11 protein-coding genes and 2 tRNA genes are annotated in these 13,810 nt (G+C 69.5%); 12 read left to right on the top strand and 1 reads right to left on the bottom strand.

What is annotated here, in order from left to right:
* The first annotated feature begins 105 nt into the window (after positions 1 to 105).
* From ACFWPS_RS09295 to ACFWPS_RS09255, 9 genes are all read left to right on the top strand, one after another.
* Positions 106 to 570, top strand: a complete 465-nt coding sequence (locus ACFWPS_RS09295) for a TIGR02611 family protein (protein WP_383702735.1) — start codon at positions 106 to 108, stop codon at positions 568 to 570.
* A gap of 76 nt (positions 571 to 646) precedes the next feature.
* Positions 647 to 718: transfer RNA gene (locus tag ACFWPS_RS09290), tRNA-Val, on the top strand.
* A 706-nt stretch (positions 719 to 1,424) separates the two neighbouring features.
* Positions 1,425 to 2,711 (top strand): extracellular solute-binding protein, encoded by a 1,287-nt coding sequence (locus ACFWPS_RS09285; protein ID WP_383702733.1) that lies wholly within the window; start codon positions 1,425 to 1,427, stop codon positions 2,709 to 2,711.
* Positions 2,711 to 3,685, top strand: coding sequence for a carbohydrate ABC transporter permease (locus ACFWPS_RS09280; RefSeq protein WP_383702731.1), 975 nt, complete (start codon positions 2,711 to 2,713; stop codon positions 3,683 to 3,685). The genes ACFWPS_RS09285 and ACFWPS_RS09280 overlap by 1 nt, the downstream gene beginning before the upstream one ends.
* The gene (locus ACFWPS_RS09275) at positions 3,682 to 4,554 is read left to right on the top strand and encodes a carbohydrate ABC transporter permease (RefSeq protein ID WP_383702729.1); all 873 of its coding nucleotides are present in this window, start codon (positions 3,682 to 3,684) and stop codon (positions 4,552 to 4,554) included. The genes ACFWPS_RS09280 and ACFWPS_RS09275 overlap by 4 nt, the downstream gene beginning before the upstream one ends.
* A 7-nt stretch (positions 4,555 to 4,561) precedes the next feature.
* A complete protein-coding gene (locus ACFWPS_RS09270) occupies positions 4,562 to 5,149 on the top strand; it encodes a hypothetical protein (protein ID WP_383702727.1) in 588 nt (195 codons plus the stop codon).
* Positions 5,150 to 5,310: 161 nt separating this feature from the next.
* Complete coding sequence (locus ACFWPS_RS09265) at positions 5,311 to 8,046, top strand: Tat pathway signal sequence domain protein (protein ID WP_383702725.1); 2,736 nt, start codon at positions 5,311 to 5,313, stop codon at positions 8,044 to 8,046.
* A gap of 123 nt (positions 8,047 to 8,169) precedes the next feature.
* Positions 8,170 to 8,616, top strand: a complete 447-nt coding sequence (locus tag ACFWPS_RS09260; RefSeq protein WP_383702723.1) for an SRPBCC family protein — start codon at positions 8,170 to 8,172, stop codon at positions 8,614 to 8,616.
* 39 nt (positions 8,617 to 8,655) lie between these two features.
* A tRNA-Val gene (locus ACFWPS_RS09255) sits at positions 8,656 to 8,730 on the top strand.
* Between the two features lie 281 nt (positions 8,731 to 9,011).
* Here the strand turns inward: ACFWPS_RS09255 and ACFWPS_RS09250 are convergent.
* Entirely contained in the window at positions 9,012 to 9,737 is a 726-nt protein-coding gene (locus ACFWPS_RS09250) for a 3'-5' exonuclease (RefSeq protein ID WP_383702721.1), read from the bottom strand.
* Positions 9,738 to 9,905: 168 nt separating this feature from the next.
* On the opposite strand from ACFWPS_RS09250, the gene ACFWPS_RS09245 reads away from it, so the two are divergent.
* From ACFWPS_RS09245 to thrS, 3 genes are all read left to right on the top strand, one after another.
* Positions 9,906 to 10,472, top strand: coding sequence for a DUF4365 domain-containing protein (locus ACFWPS_RS09245; protein ID WP_352366764.1), 567 nt, complete (start codon positions 9,906 to 9,908; stop codon positions 10,470 to 10,472).
* Complete coding sequence (locus ACFWPS_RS09240) at positions 10,469 to 11,704, top strand: hypothetical protein (protein ID WP_383702719.1); 1,236 nt, start codon at positions 10,469 to 10,471, stop codon at positions 11,702 to 11,704. The genes ACFWPS_RS09245 and ACFWPS_RS09240 overlap by 4 nt, the downstream gene beginning before the upstream one ends.
* 110 nt (positions 11,705 to 11,814) lie before the next feature.
* Positions 11,815 to 13,791: a threonine--tRNA ligase gene (gene thrS / locus ACFWPS_RS09235; RefSeq protein ID WP_383702717.1), complete on the top strand. Its 1,977-nt coding sequence runs from the start codon at positions 11,815 to 11,817 to the stop codon at positions 13,789 to 13,791.
* Positions 13,792 to 13,810 lie beyond the last annotated feature (19 nt).

Raw genomic sequence — 13,810 nt, 5'->3', positions numbered from 1 at the left:
CCTCTGAGTGTTTTGCGTGCCTTTACGTAACTCTTCCGGCCGAGAAGCCGGACGCGATCTACGACCATTCCGGTGACCGGAATCGCTCAGGTAGGGTTTGGTCGTATGAATACGGGGAGTAACGAACCGGGCGAGGCCGCCGTGGCCTCGGACGGGAGTGAGGTGGACGGGACGTCGACGGGCCGGTCGGGCGCCGAGCGGGGGCTCGGATCGCGGGCGCCCGAGTTCATCAAGGCACGCCGGGCACTGCACCTGAGCTGGCAGGTCGGGGTCTTCGCGGTCGGCCTGGCAGTGGTGGTCGTGGGCATCGTCCTGCTGCCGTTGCCGGGGCCGGGCTGGGTGATCATCTTCGGCGGCATGGCGATCTGGGCGACCGAGTTCGTCTGGGCCCAGCTGGTGCTGCGCTGGACGAAGCGCAAGGTCACCGAGGCGGCCCAGAAGGCCCTCGACCCCAAGGTGCGCCGCCGCAACATCACGCTCACGACGATCGGCCTGGTGGTCGTGGCCGCCGGGGTGGGGATCTACCTCTCCAGGTTCGGGATCGTGATGCCCTGGAAGATCGAGGAGTGATCCGGCCATCGGCCGCGGGCCCCCGGCGACCGGTCGGGGGCACCCCCTGACATGGGGTAATGTTCTCCCTGTGCCCGGGCGATTAGCTCAGTGGGAGAGCGCTTCGTTCACACCGAAGAGGTCACTGGTTCGAACCCAGTATCGCCCACCCGGAACCACGGCCCACCTGCCAGAGAACAGGTGGGCCGTAGTCGTTTCCAGGGTCGCGGTCGCCTCGGGGCTCGGGGCGGGGCTGGAGCGGCGTGACCGCGGCACTGGGGCCGGCGCCGAGGCCGGAGGCGGCGAAGGCCGTGGGCGGTCGGCGTGTGGGGCGTGAGCGCCCCTGCGGGGGCCGGTGGGTGCCGTCGGCGGTTGTCGTTCAGGCGCGGCGGTGGCGGCGGTGGCGGCGGTGGCGGCGAACACGGTCGGTGGGCGATCACCGTGGCCGGACCTGCCGGGTGGGGCGCGCCCGACCGCAGTGGTCGGAGGTGTGCGCCCCGGGTGCCGAGTGCCGGCAAGTGTGCCCCGGTACGTCCCGAGCCCCGTCGACTCCCGCCGCTCCGCTCCGCCCCGCCCCGGACCGCTCCGCCCCGCCCCGGACTGCTCCGCCCGCCCGCCGAAGCCAAGCCGTAACCCCCGCCTCCCGCAAGCCACTTCGCGTTCGACCCGCCGACCGTACGTCCGTCACCTGCGAGGTCTCCCACCTCGCAAGCCCCGTACCCTCACCCGACCGCCCGGCCCCGCCACCCCCGCCCACAAGAAATTCCTGTGCGAATCATTGACGCCTCACCGGCCCCTCCGTAACTTGTGCCAGCAAGCGCTTACTTGAAACGATTCATGCAAGCGTCGGCGACGCTGCGGGGAGGGGCCCGACTGTGGGAACCAGCAGGAATGTGGAGAGGCGGACCATCCTGAAGGCGGCCGGAGCCTCGGCTGCCGCGCTCGGGGTCGCGGCGACGGCCGGGTGTGGTGGCGGAAGCGGTTCCGGGGATGGAACGGTGACGATCCGTTACTCGTGGTGGGGTGCCGAGGAGCGCGCGCAGAAGATCAACAAGACCATCGCTCTCTTCGAGAACAAGTACCCGAAGATCAAGGTCAAGACCGACTTTCAGACGTATGCGTCGTTCTGGGAGAAGTTCCAGACGCAGGCCGCCGGTGGAAATCCCCCGGACGTTTTCCAAAATGCCGTCACCTTTCTCCGGAAGTACGACAAGCGAGGAATTCTCCTCGATCTCAAGTCACAGGTTCAGGCAGGAAATCTGAGCCTGGATCACTTCCGGGCCGGAGTGACGAAGGTCGGCGAGGTCGACGGAAAGCAGCTCGGAATCCCCGTCGGCTCCAACACCATGGCGCTGGTCATCGACAGGAAGGTCTTCGAGAAAGCCGGCGTGGAGCCGCACACGGGCTGGACCTGGGACGACTACTTCAAGGCCCTGAAGACCATCCATGACAAGACGAAGGTCGCGGGGGACACCGGCTACTTCGCCATCATGTACCTCTACGACCTCTACCTCCGTCAGAACGGCAAGGCGTTCTACACCGCCGACGGGCTCGGCTTCGACAAGGCCGACCTGACGGAGTGGTGGGCCGACGGCTACAGCCGCGTCAAGGCCGGCATCGTCACGGACCCGAAGGTCGTCCAGCAGGACACCCCCAAGTCCTCCCTCTCCGCCGGACACGGCGCCTCGGAGTTCACCTGGGACAACTTCACCGTCCGCTACTCGGCCGAAGGCAACAGCACGTACGGCCTCGCGCCGATCCCGACCATGGACGGCAAGCACACCGGGCAGTACCTCGCCTCCCTGATGCTGAGCGCCTCCGCCCGCACCGCCCACCCCAAGGAGGTCGCGAAGTTCATCGACTTCATGGTCCACGACCCCGAGGTCGGCACGATCATGGGCTACGACCGGGGCATCCTCGCGAGCACCGAGCAGTACGCGGCGTTCAAGCCCACGGACGCGGTGAACAAGGAGATCGCGCAGTACGAGGACGACACCGCCAAGGCCGGCGTCCTCGGCACGATCACCCCGCACCCCTCCGGTGCCGACACCATCGAGGCCGCCTTCCTGCGCATCGGCGGCGACCTCGGCCAGGGCAAGACCAAGGTCGCGGACGCGGTGAAGCAGTTCTTCACCGAGTCCGAGGCCGCCTTCCAGGCCTGATGGGACCGGCCGTGACGCTCGTCGAGGATTCCCTGCCCACCGCCCGCAAGACGCGCCCGGCCGCCTCCGCCACCAAGGGGCGGCGGCCCGGCCGCCGGCGTGAGAACCTCGCCGGCTACCTCTTCATGTCCCCGTGGATCGCGGGCTTCCTGCTGCTGACCGCGGGCCCGATGGTCGCCTCGCTCTACTTCGCGTTCACCGACTACAACCTCTTCAACACCCCGAAGTGGGTCGGGTTCGACAACTTCACCACGATGTTCGACGACCCCCGCTGGCAGAGGTCGGTGGAGGTGACCGCGAAGTACGTGGTCATCGGCACCCCGCTGAAGCTGCTCCTCGCCCTCGGGGTGGCGATGCTCCTGGCCCAGAGCCGGCGCGGCCAGGCCTTCTACCGGGCCGCCTTCTACGCCCCCTCGCTCATCGGCGCGAGCGTCTCCGTCGGCTTCGTCTGGCGGTCGCTCTTCTCCGACGACGCGATCGTGGACCGTACCCAGTCCTTCTTCGGCTGGCACGTCGGCGGCTGGGTCGGCAACGCCGACTGGGTGCTGTACGGCCTGGTCGCACTGACCGTGTGGCAGTTCGGCGCGCCGATGGTCATCTTCCTGGCGGGCCTGAAGCAGGTGCCGAGGGAGCTCTACGAGGCGGCCGAGATGGACGGCGCCGGGCCGCTGCGCAGGTTCTGGAACATCACCCTGCCGATGATCTCCCCGGTGCTCTTCTTCAACGTGCTCCTGGAGACCATCCACTCCTTCCAGATCTTCGGCTCGGCCTACGTCCTCTCCAACGGCACCTGCGGACCGGCCGACGCCACGCTCGTCTACACCTGCTACCTGTACCAGCAGGGCTTCCAGAACGCCCGGATGGGCTTCGCCGCCGCGATGGCCTGGATGCTGCTGCTGGGCGTGGCCCTGGTGACGGCCGTCCTCTTCTGGTCCCAGAAGAAGTGGGTGCACTACGAGGAGGACGCCCGATGAGCGCGACCACCACCAAGCCGCCCCTGCTGAGCCGCCGCCGGACCGGGTCACTCGGCTGGCACCTCGGCGCCCTGGCGATCCTCGCGGTCATCCTCTACCCGGTGGTCTGGGTGATCGGGGCGTCCTTCAAGCCGAGCAAGGACATCATCAACAGTCTCCAGCTGTTCCCGGCCCACCCGATCCTGTCCAACTTCAAGGGCCTGGCCGACGGCATAGCGGACATCAGCATCTGGACGTTCTTCCAGAACTCCCTCTTCTATGCCGTCGGAGCCGTCGTCGGCGTGCTGATCTCCTGCTCCCTCACCGCCTACGCCTTCGCCCGCATCCGCTTCGCCGGCCGCAACCTGCTCTTCTCCTTGATGATCGGCACGCTCCTGCTGCCGTACCACGTGCTGCTGATCCCGCAGTACGTGATGTTCCAGAAGCTCGGCTGGATCAACACCTACGCCCCGCTGCTGATCGGGAAGTACCTCGCCACCGAGGCCTTCTTCGTCTTCCTGATGGTGCAGTTCATGCGGAACCTGCCCAGGGAACTCGACGAGGCGGCCCGGCTCGACGGCTGCGGGCACTTCCGCATCTACTGGTCGATCGTCCTGCCGTTGTGCCGGCCCGCCCTCATCACCAGCGCGATCTTCACCTTCATCAACGCCTGGAACGACTTCATGGGCCCGCTGATCTATCTCAACGAGCCCGGCAAGTACACGGTCTCGCTGGGCCTGATGATGTTCCGCGACTCGGACGGCGTGGCCGCCAACTACGGCGGGATGATCGCCATGTCCCTCGTGGCGCTGCTGCCCGTGCTGCTGTTCTTCCTCGCCTTCCAGCGCTATCTGATCGACGGAATGGCGACCTCCGGACTGAAGGGCTGATGACGTCGTGGCCGACGCGCGCGCAAAGCCGTCCGTCTTCGCGGAGAGGTTCGCCGTCTTCGCCGAATGTCTGCTCACCGGGGTGTGGATCGCGATCGCCTCCCTGGGGGTGGTGACCTACCCGGCCGCCTTCGCCGCCGGCGCCAGGCACCTGCGTCGCCGTACCGGGCAGGTGGGCGGCGGCTGGCGGGAGTTCGTCAGCGACTTCCGGGCCGCGCTGCCCGGCGGCCTGCTCGTCGGGCTCGCCGGATGGGGTGCTGTCGCGGCCGCCTGGCTGGATGTCCAGGCCGTGCGGGCCGGGCTGCCCGGCGGGCCGCTCGTCGGGGCGGTGGGCCTGTTCGCGGTGATCGGCCTCGCGGTCGCCGGGCTCCGCGCGGCGGCCGTCTGGGCGCCCGGCGACCGCTGGCGCACCCTGCTCGCGGCGGCCGGCCGCCGTACCGTCCTCGACCCCGGCGGATCCTTCCTGCTCGTCGGGGGAGCGGTCCTCGTGGTCTGCTCCGCCCTGCTCATCGCGCCGCTGGCGGTGCCCGTCCTGGGTGCCCTCGCGGCGGCGGCCGTCGCCGTGGAGGAGCGTCACCGGCGCCGCCACGGCTGACCGGCCCCGCACCGGGGTGGACGCCCCGACGCCACACCTTTCTCTGTCATGCCCCTGACACTCCCTGCTCGGCTCCCTGCTCGGCTCCCTGCTCGGCTCCCTGCTCTCTGCTCTGCTCCCTACGACCGCCCCTGCACCCGCACGGAAAGGAAAGGCGGACCATGTCTCCCATCCCCCGCAGGTCCCTCCTCAAGGCGGCCGCCGTCGCCGGCGCCGCCGCCCAGTTCAGCTGGGCCCTGGGCGCGAAGGACGCGCAGGCCGCGCCCGGCGCCGAGGCCGCCGACGCGGATCCGGTGACCCTGGACTGGCTGGAGGACGGCGGCCTCGGCGCCGCGCCCGGCTCGACCGTGGGCGTGCCCTGGCCGATGGGCACGTTCCAGGAGGACCAGACCTTCGCGCTCACCGACGAGGACGGCAAGGACGTGCCCGTCCAGTCCTGGCCGATCGCCTACTGGCCGGACGGCTCCCTCAAGTGGACCGCCCACGCGGTCGGTTCGGGCAACGGCAAGCTCACCCTCGCGGCAGGCGAGCCGGCCGCCCCCGACGGGAAGGTCACCGTCGACAGGAGCGGCGGCACGATCGACGTGTCGACGGGCGTGATCTCCGTGAGGATCGGCAAGAACGGCTCGACGATCGTCAAGTCCGTCACCCGCGGCTCCGCCGAGATCGCCAGGAACGGGCGGCTGGTCCTCATCCGCCAGCCCGAGATCGAGGACGAGGACCAGGGCGCGGTCAGGACCGAGCGCTTCGACGGCGCGATCGACTCCGTCACCGTCGAGCAGGAGGGCCCGGTCCGGGCCGTCATCCGCATCTACGGCAAGCACCGCAAGGGAAACCGGAGTTGGCTGCCGTTCTCGATCCGCCTCTACTTCTACGCGGGCGCCGACTCCTTCCGGATGGTCCACACGATCACCTACGACGGTACCCAGGAGCCGGGGAAGGCCGGCGGGGACTTCATCCGCGGGCTCGGCGTGCGCTTCAGCGTGCCGATGCGCGACGAGGCGTACGACCGGCATGTGCGGATCGGCGGTGAGGGAACCGGCCTGCTGCGGGAGGCCGTCCAGGGCGTCACGGGCCTGCGCCGCGACCCGGGCGCGGCCGTCCAGGCGGCCCAGTACGCGGGCGAGAAGCTGCCCGACCCGTCCACCTGGGACCAGCGGGTGACGACACGGTTGCAGTACATCCCGCACTGGGGCGACTACACCCTCGCCCAGCTCTCCGCCGACGGCTTCACCCTGCGCAAGCGCACGAAGAAGGGGTACGGCTGGATCGCGGCCGGCGGCGGCAGCCGGGCCTCCGGGTTCGGTTACGTCGGCGGGGCGAGCGGCGGACTCTCCTTCGGCCTGCGGGACTTCTGGGAGAAGTTCCCGGCCCAGCTCGACATCCGCGACGCCCACACCGACACGGCCGAGGTGACCCTCTGGCTCTGGTCGCCCGAGGCCCAGCCGATGGACCTGCGCTTCTACCACGACGGCATGGGCCAGGACACGTACGCCGAACAGCTCGAAGGCCTCAACATCACCTACGAGGACTACGAGCCCGAGTTCGGCACGCCGTACGGCATCGCCCGGACCTCCGAACTCCTCTTCTGGGCCAACGAGTCGACCCCTTCGGCGGACGTGCTGGCCGAACAGGTCCAGGCAGTACGGACGTTGCCGCAGCTCACCGCTCCGCCCAAGCAGCTCATCAAGGCCAAGGTCTTCGGCCCCGGCCTGTTCTCCGAGCCCGACCGCTCCACCGCCGCCAAGGCGAAGATCGAGGACCACCTCGACTTCCTCTTCACCTACTACAAGGACCAGGTGGAGCAACGCCGTTGGTACGGCTTCTGGGACTACGGCGACTTCATGCACACCTACGACACCGTGCGCCACCAGTGGCGGTACGACGTCGGCGGCTACGCCTGGGACAACTCCGAGCTCTCGCCCGACCTCTGGCTCTGGTACGCGTACCTGAGAAGCGGCCGTTCGGACATCTTCCGGTTCGCCGAGGCGCTCACCCGGCACACCGGCGAGGTCGACGTCTACCACATCGGCCAGTGGGCCGGGCTCGGCACCCGGCACGGCATCCAGCACTACGCGGACAGCGCCAAGCAGCAGCGCATCTCCAACACCACCTACCGGCGCTTCTACTACTTCCTCACCGCCGACGAGCGCGTCGGCGACCTCATGGCCGCCAACGTCGACTCCGACGAGACCTTCCTCGTCCTCGACCCGCAGCGCAAGGTCCGCACCGACCCCTACACGCCCGACCGGCACGCCCTCTCCATCGGCTTCGGCACCGACTGGAGCGGCCTGGTGTCGGCCTGGCTGACCGAGTGGGAACGCAAGGGCCCCAAGTGGGAGAAGGCCAGGGCCCGCGTCCTGTCGACCATGGAGGGCATCGCCGCCCAGCCCAACGGCTTCGTCCAGGGCAGCGGCCTCTACGACCTCGACACCGGAAAGTTCGCGACCGCCGCCGCCCCGGTGGTCTCCGTCTCCCACCTCTCGGCGGTCTTCGGCCTCAACGAACTCTGCGCCGAACTCATCTACTTGACCGACATGCCGGAGTTCAACGAGGCGTACTTCGACTACTGCCGCTACTTCAACGCCACCAAGGCGGAACAGGCGGCACGCTACGGCTCCAACTTCGGCACCCTGCTGCTCTTCCAGGGCCACTCGCGCCTCGACGCGTACGCCGCCGTACAGACCGGCGACGCGACGCTCGCCAAGCGCGCGTGGACGAAGTTCTACAGCTCCGACGGCTACACGGAGTCCTCGCCGTGGAAGACCGAGCCGCTGTCCGGCCCGGTCGCGCTCGTCGCGGGCGCCGAGGCGAGCTGGGTGTCCTCCAACGACACCGCGCTGTACGGGCTGGCCGCCATCGAGAACCTGTCCCTGCTCGGCGACAGGATGCCCTGACGGAGAGGTGGGGGAGCGCCGTCGCACGGGCGGCGGCGCTCGTAACGCCGAGTGTGGTCCGGGTCACTTCGTGCGGGCATGAGTACGCGTACTCAGATCCACGGTGTGCGACAGACTGCGGCCATGGACTGGAACCACTACCGTTTCCGCAGCCTGTGGCCCCTCCCGGTACCGCTCACCACCGTGTACGAGGCGCTGCGCACGGTGGACGAGTACCCCCGCTGGTGGCCCCAGGTGCGCTCGGTGAACCAGCTCGACGACGCCGTCGCCGTCCTCACCATCCGATCGTTCATCCCGTACGACCTCACGTTCACCGCACGCGAGGCGCGGCGCGATCCCGAGGCCGGCGTGCTGGAGATCTCGATGACCGGTGACATCGAGGGCTGGGCCCGGTGGACGATCACGTCGGACGGCACCGGCACCCTCGCCCGCTACGACCAGGTCGTCGACGTCAACAAGCCGCTGCTGCGACGACTCGCCCTGCTGGGGCGGCCGTTCTTCCGGCTCAACCACCGGCTGATGATGCGCTCCGGACGGCGTGGACTGCTCAGGCACCTCCAAGCGGTTTGAACGCAGCCCGCCGGTACCTGTATCGTTCACTGCGTTCCCGGGCGATTAGCTCAGTGGGAGAGCGCTTCGTTCACACCGAAGAGGTCACTGGTTCGAACCCAGTATCGCCCACCACCGGGAAGGCCGGTCTGCCTCTGCAGACCGGCCTTTTGCCGTTCCGCGGTCCGGCCGAACGGCGGACCCGACGGCCAGCGCCCGCCTGTCCCCTAGGCCGGCCGCGTCCGGGGTGCCTAGGCCGGCGCCGCCACTGGGCGTTTCCGGGTCAGCGAATGCGTCATCATCTACGACGGTGTGCCGTCGTACTCGGTGAGCATCATGGAATTCGCCGACCAGCGCGTGGCGCACGAGACCCGGAGGCCTGATCGGAGGGGGCGCCGGTCGCGGCGCCCCCTCCGTCACGCCGCCGTCGGCAGTTCCGGCCGCAGCGGCCAGTCCGTGCTCACCGTCTCCGGTGTGCCGCTGCGGGCGAACCACGCCTGGAGGCCACGGGCCTGCGCCGCGTGCCAGGTCGTCTGCAACGTGTGCAGTTCGGCCGGGGTCAGGCGCTCCAGGCGGGCCGCGAAACGGCGGCCCAGCGCCCGTACGAGCTCCAGGGACGCGAGCGCGTCCGCGCCCGCGTCGTGCGCGCCCTCGAGGGTGACCTCGTAGTGCGCGCACAGGTCGGTCAGGGTCCGGCGGCCCTTGCGGTAGCGGTCCAGATGCTTGTCCAGGACCCGGGGGTCGAGGACGAGCAGGGGGCTCGCCTCGAACCAGCGGTCCAGCGAGGACGCCCGATGGCGGCGCAACTCGCGGTCCAGCAGGGTCAGATCGAACGGCGCGTTCATCACCACCAGCGGGCGGTGCATCGCCGCGTGCTCGGCCAGTTCCTCGGCTATCTCATGCATCACCGGCGCCGGCCAACGGCCGTTGCGCTGCAGGTGTTCGTCCGTCAGCCCGTGCACCGCCGTCGCCGCTTCCGGCACCGGCACGCCCGGGTTGACCAGCCAGCGGGTCACCCGGGGTCGGGTGCCCGGGGCGTCCTGGACGACGACCGCGGCGGACACGATGCGGTCGGTCTCCACGTCCACGCCCGTGGTCTCCGTGTCGAAGGCCGCCAGGGGCCCCTCGTACCAGCACGTCATGCCAATACAACTCCTCGTTCACCCACGGCAGATGACGTACCGTCTTCTGCCCGTTTGGTGATACCCGGGCCGTTTGCGACGTACGCCGGAAGGACACAACAGGAGTGCGGGTCTTTGCAGTTCAGCGGCCCGTCACGGGGAAACTCTTGGCTGGGAAGGCTGTTGGTCATGGCGATAGCGCAGCCCGAACGGGGCGGGCTGCTGCCCGAACGTACGGGCCCCCATCGCGGCACACTCGCGACCACCGCCTGCATGGAGACATTGCAGGTGGGCTATCTGCATGCCGTCGCGGCGGCGGCCGGCTGCTCGCTGTCGCAGCCGTTCCCGGACAACGGCATCGACTGGCACGTCAGCCACGGCTCTCCCGGTCACACCGTCGACGACGAGGTGACGATAAAGGTGCAGCTCAAGTGCACCTACCAGATCGCACCGAACCCGCCGGGACGTTTCTTCTCCTTCACGCTGGACAACGACCACCTGCGCAAGCTCGCCCGCACACCGGTGTCGGTGCACAAGATCCTGGTGGTGATGCTGGTACCGCGCTCCCAGGACGACTGGCTCCGCGCCAGCCACGACCGGCTCGATCTGCGCCACTGCTGCTACTGGGTCAACCTGGCAGGGCACCCGATCACCGGCCGGCACCGGACCACCGTGCGGGTTCCGACCGCGCGCATCTTCGACGACCGGGCGCTCTGCGAGATCATGACGCGGGTCGGGACGGGAGGACGACCATGAGGCACCGTCCGTACGAGGAGCAGCTGCGGGAGGTCCGGCCGCATCCCGACGACGTCCATCGGCCCCACTGGAACCATCCCCCCGAGCCCGCCGACGTCGATCCCGTCGTGCTCGGCGCCCTGCTGCGCCGGCACGGCTGGCAGCGGCGCGGGGGAGCCCCGGGGCGCTACGGCCGCTGGACCCCACCCGGGCCGGGCAACACCGGCACCAGCCTGCTGGTACCCGAGAGCCGCGCCTTCCCGGACAGTGACGACCTGCTCGGGGAGGCGCTCACGGCTCTGGTGCGCAGCGGTACGCCCGCCGCGCGTGAGGTACTGGTCGGGCTCGCCGTACCCAGCGACGAGATCCGCTGGTGGCGGGATGTGCCGAGCGGGCCGGCGGACACCGCGTCCTGGACGGTCGAGGAGCAGTTGCGCACCGCCGCCCGGCAGACGCTGCTGGCGGGCGCGCTGGCCACTCGCGCGCGTGCCGGGTACTACGGCGCCCGGCACAGGCGCGCGGCCGTCACCCTGCTGGAGTCCGTCCTCGTCGGCTCGGCGGAGGGCGGGCGCGGTCTGACCGCCTTCGTGCCGGTCGGCACCGGCCGGCCCCTCGCCGTACGCCTGCACCAGGCCCTGTACGCCGCCCGCGAGGCCATCGACTACCAGCGGGCCACCGGCGGCATGGACGCCTTCGACGGCGCGGTCGAGGCCGGTGTGAGCCGGGAACTGACCGACGCCCTCGTCACGCTCGTGCGCGGCACGGAGGGCGCCCGCATCTCCGTCGAGTGGGCGCCGGGCGCCGGGGTCCCCGACGACTGCGCGGCCACCGCCGAGCCCGTCGAGTTCTCGCCCGGCGACCTGCCCGTGCTGCGCGAGGCCGGCGCCCGCTACCTGCGCGACGAACCCTCCGTCGCGGTCCGGGTCACCGGCACCGTCGTCCGGATGCGCCGCTCCGATCCGCGCGGCGACGGCGCGGTACGGCTGCGGGTGATCGCCGGGGCCGAGGTGCCGTACGTCCGGGTCACCCTCGACGAGGAGGACTACCGCATCGCCGGGCAGGCCCACCTCGTCGGACTCCCGGTGCGGGTGCACGGGCGGCTGGAGAGCCGGGGCGGCTTCCGGCGGCTGTCCGGCGCCTACGGGGTCGTGCCCGTCCAGGTGGAGGAGGCCGAGCGGGACCGGCTGATGAAGTCCCTCCAGGAGAACCTCGACTTCTTCGAGGAGGCGTGCACCGGGGACGACTGCGACTGACCGGGGACTGTCGGTAACCGTTTCGCGGACGGAGGGCCGGGGTCGGTACGATCCCCTATTGCGCGCGCTCCTGGTATGGCGCCGCATCCGCCTTCAGTCAGGAGAGACCGGTGTCAGACGTCCGTGTGATCATCCAACGCGATTCCGAGCGGGACGAGCGCGTGGTGACTACGGGCACTACGGCCGCCGAGCTCTTCGCCGGCGAGCGCTCGATCATCGCCGCCCGGGTGGCCGGTGAGCTCAAGGACCTCGCGTACGAGGTGCAGGACGGCGAGACCGTCGAGGGCGTCGAGATCGCCTCCGAGGACGGTCTCAACATCCTGCGCCACTCCACCGCGCACGTCATGGCCCAGGCCGTCCAGGAGCTCTTCCCCGAGGCCAAGCTGGGCATCGGCCCGCCGGTCAAGGACGGCTTCTACTACGACTTCGACGTGGAGAAGCCCTTCCACCCCGATGACCTCAAGGCCATCGAGAAGAAGATGCAGGAGATCCAGAAGCGCGGCCAGCGCTTCTCCCGCCGTGTCGTCTCCGAGGAGGCGGCCCGCGAGGAGCTGGCGGACGAGCCGTACAAGCTGGAGCTGATCGGCCTCAAGGGCTCGGCCTCGCACGACGACGGCGCGGACGTCGAGGTCGGCGCCGGTGAGCTGACGATCTACGACAACCTGGACGCCAAGACCGGCGAGCTGTGCTGGAAGGACCTCTGCCGCGGTCCCCACCTGCCGTCGACCCGTCTGATCCCGGCGTTCAAGCTGATGCGCAACGCGGCCGCCTACTGGCGCGGCAGCGAGAAGAACCCGATGCTCCAGCGCATCTACGGCACCGCCTGGCCGTCCAAGGACGAGCTGAAGGAGTACCTGGACTTCCTCGCCGAGGCCGAGAAGCGCGACCACCGCAAGCTGGGCAGCGAGCTGGACCTGTTCTCCATCCCGGAGCAGATCGGCTCCGGCCTCGCCGTCTTCCACCCCAAGGGCGGCGTCGTCCGCCGCGTGATGGAGGACTACTCGCGCCGTCGGCACGAGGAGGAGGGCTACGAGTTCGTCTACACCCCGCACGCCACGAAGGGGAAGCTCTTCGAGACGTCCGGGCACCTGGACTGGTACGCCGACGGCATGTACCCGCCCATGCAGCTCGACGAGGGCGTGGACTACTACCTCAAGCCCATGAACTGCCCGATGCACAACCTGATCTTCGACGCGCGCGGCCGGTCCTACCGTGAGCTGCCGCTGCGCCTCTTCGAGTTCGGGACCGTGTACCGGTACGAGAAGTCGGGTGTCGTGCACGGCCTGACCCGGGCCCGCGGCTTCACCCAGGACGACGCGCACATCTACTGCACCAAGGAGCAGATGGCGGAGGAGCTCGACAAGACGCTCACCTTCGTCCTGAACCTGCTGCGCGACTACGGCCTCACCGACTTCTACCTGGAGCTGTCCACCAAGGACCCGGAGAAGTTCGTCGGCTCCGACGAGGTCTGGGAGGAGGCGACCGAGACGCTCCGCTCGGTCGCCGAGAAGCAGGGCCTGCCGCTGGTCCCCGACCCGGGCGGCGCCGCCTTCTACGGCCCGAAGATCTCCGTGCAGACCAAGGACGCCATCGGCCGTACCTGGCAGATGTCGACCGTCCAGCTCGACTTCAACCTGCCCGAGCGCTTCGACCTGGAGTACACCTCCGCCGACGGCTCCAAGCAGCGTCCGGTGATGATCCACCGTGCCCTGTTCGGCTCCATCGAGCGGTTCTTCGCGGTGCTCCTGGAGCACTACGCGGGCGCCTTCCCGGCGTGGCTGGCGCCGGTCCAGGCGGTGGGCATCCCGATCGGGGACGGGCACGTCGAGTACCTGCAGAAGTTCGCCGCCGAGGCGAAGAAGAAGGGCCTGCGGGTCGAGGTGGACGCGTCCTCGGACCGTATGCAGAAGAAGATCCGCAACGCCCAGAAGCAGAAGGTGCCCTTCATGGTCATCGCGGGCGACGAGGACATGGCGGCCGGCTCGGTCTCCTTCCGCTACCGCGACGGCTCGCAGGAGAACGGCATCCCGTTCGACGAGGCCATCGCCAAGATCGTGAAGGTGGTCGAGGAGCGGGCCCAGGTCTGATCCGCCTCCGCCAGGGGCC

The sequence above is a fragment of the Streptomyces sp. NPDC058457 genome, assembly GCF_042720695.1.
GTDB lineage: Bacteria > Actinomycetota > Actinomycetes > Streptomycetales > Streptomycetaceae > Streptomyces.
The sequence above is the reverse complement of the archived record's forward strand: the minus strand, read 5'-3'. Positions and strand labels throughout refer to the sequence as shown.

What these genes read in the sequence shown, in the direction of transcription:
- ACFWPS_RS09265 (WP_383702725.1), top strand. Translation starts at nt 5,311, where the DNA reads ATGTCTCCCATCCCCCGCAGGTCCCTCCTCAAGGCGGCCGCCGTCGCC.
- ACFWPS_RS09280 (WP_383702731.1), top strand. Translation starts at nt 2,711, where the DNA reads ATGGGACCGGCCGTGACGCTCGTCGAGGATTCCCTGCCCACCGCCCGC.
- ACFWPS_RS09295 (WP_383702735.1), top strand. Translation starts at nt 106, where the DNA reads ATGAATACGGGGAGTAACGAACCGGGCGAGGCCGCCGTGGCCTCGGAC.
- ACFWPS_RS09260 (WP_383702723.1), top strand. Translation starts at nt 8,170, where the DNA reads ATGGACTGGAACCACTACCGTTTCCGCAGCCTGTGGCCCCTCCCGGTA.
- ACFWPS_RS09275 (WP_383702729.1), top strand. Translation starts at nt 3,682, where the DNA reads ATGAGCGCGACCACCACCAAGCCGCCCCTGCTGAGCCGCCGCCGGACC.
- ACFWPS_RS09250 (WP_383702721.1), bottom strand. Translation starts at nt 9,737, where the DNA reads ATGACGTGCTGGTACGAGGGGCCCCTGGCGGCCTTCGACACGGAGACC.
- ACFWPS_RS09240 (WP_383702719.1), top strand. Translation starts at nt 10,469, where the DNA reads ATGAGGCACCGTCCGTACGAGGAGCAGCTGCGGGAGGTCCGGCCGCAT.
- ACFWPS_RS09245 (WP_352366764.1), top strand. Translation starts at nt 9,906, where the DNA reads ATGGCGATAGCGCAGCCCGAACGGGGCGGGCTGCTGCCCGAACGTACG.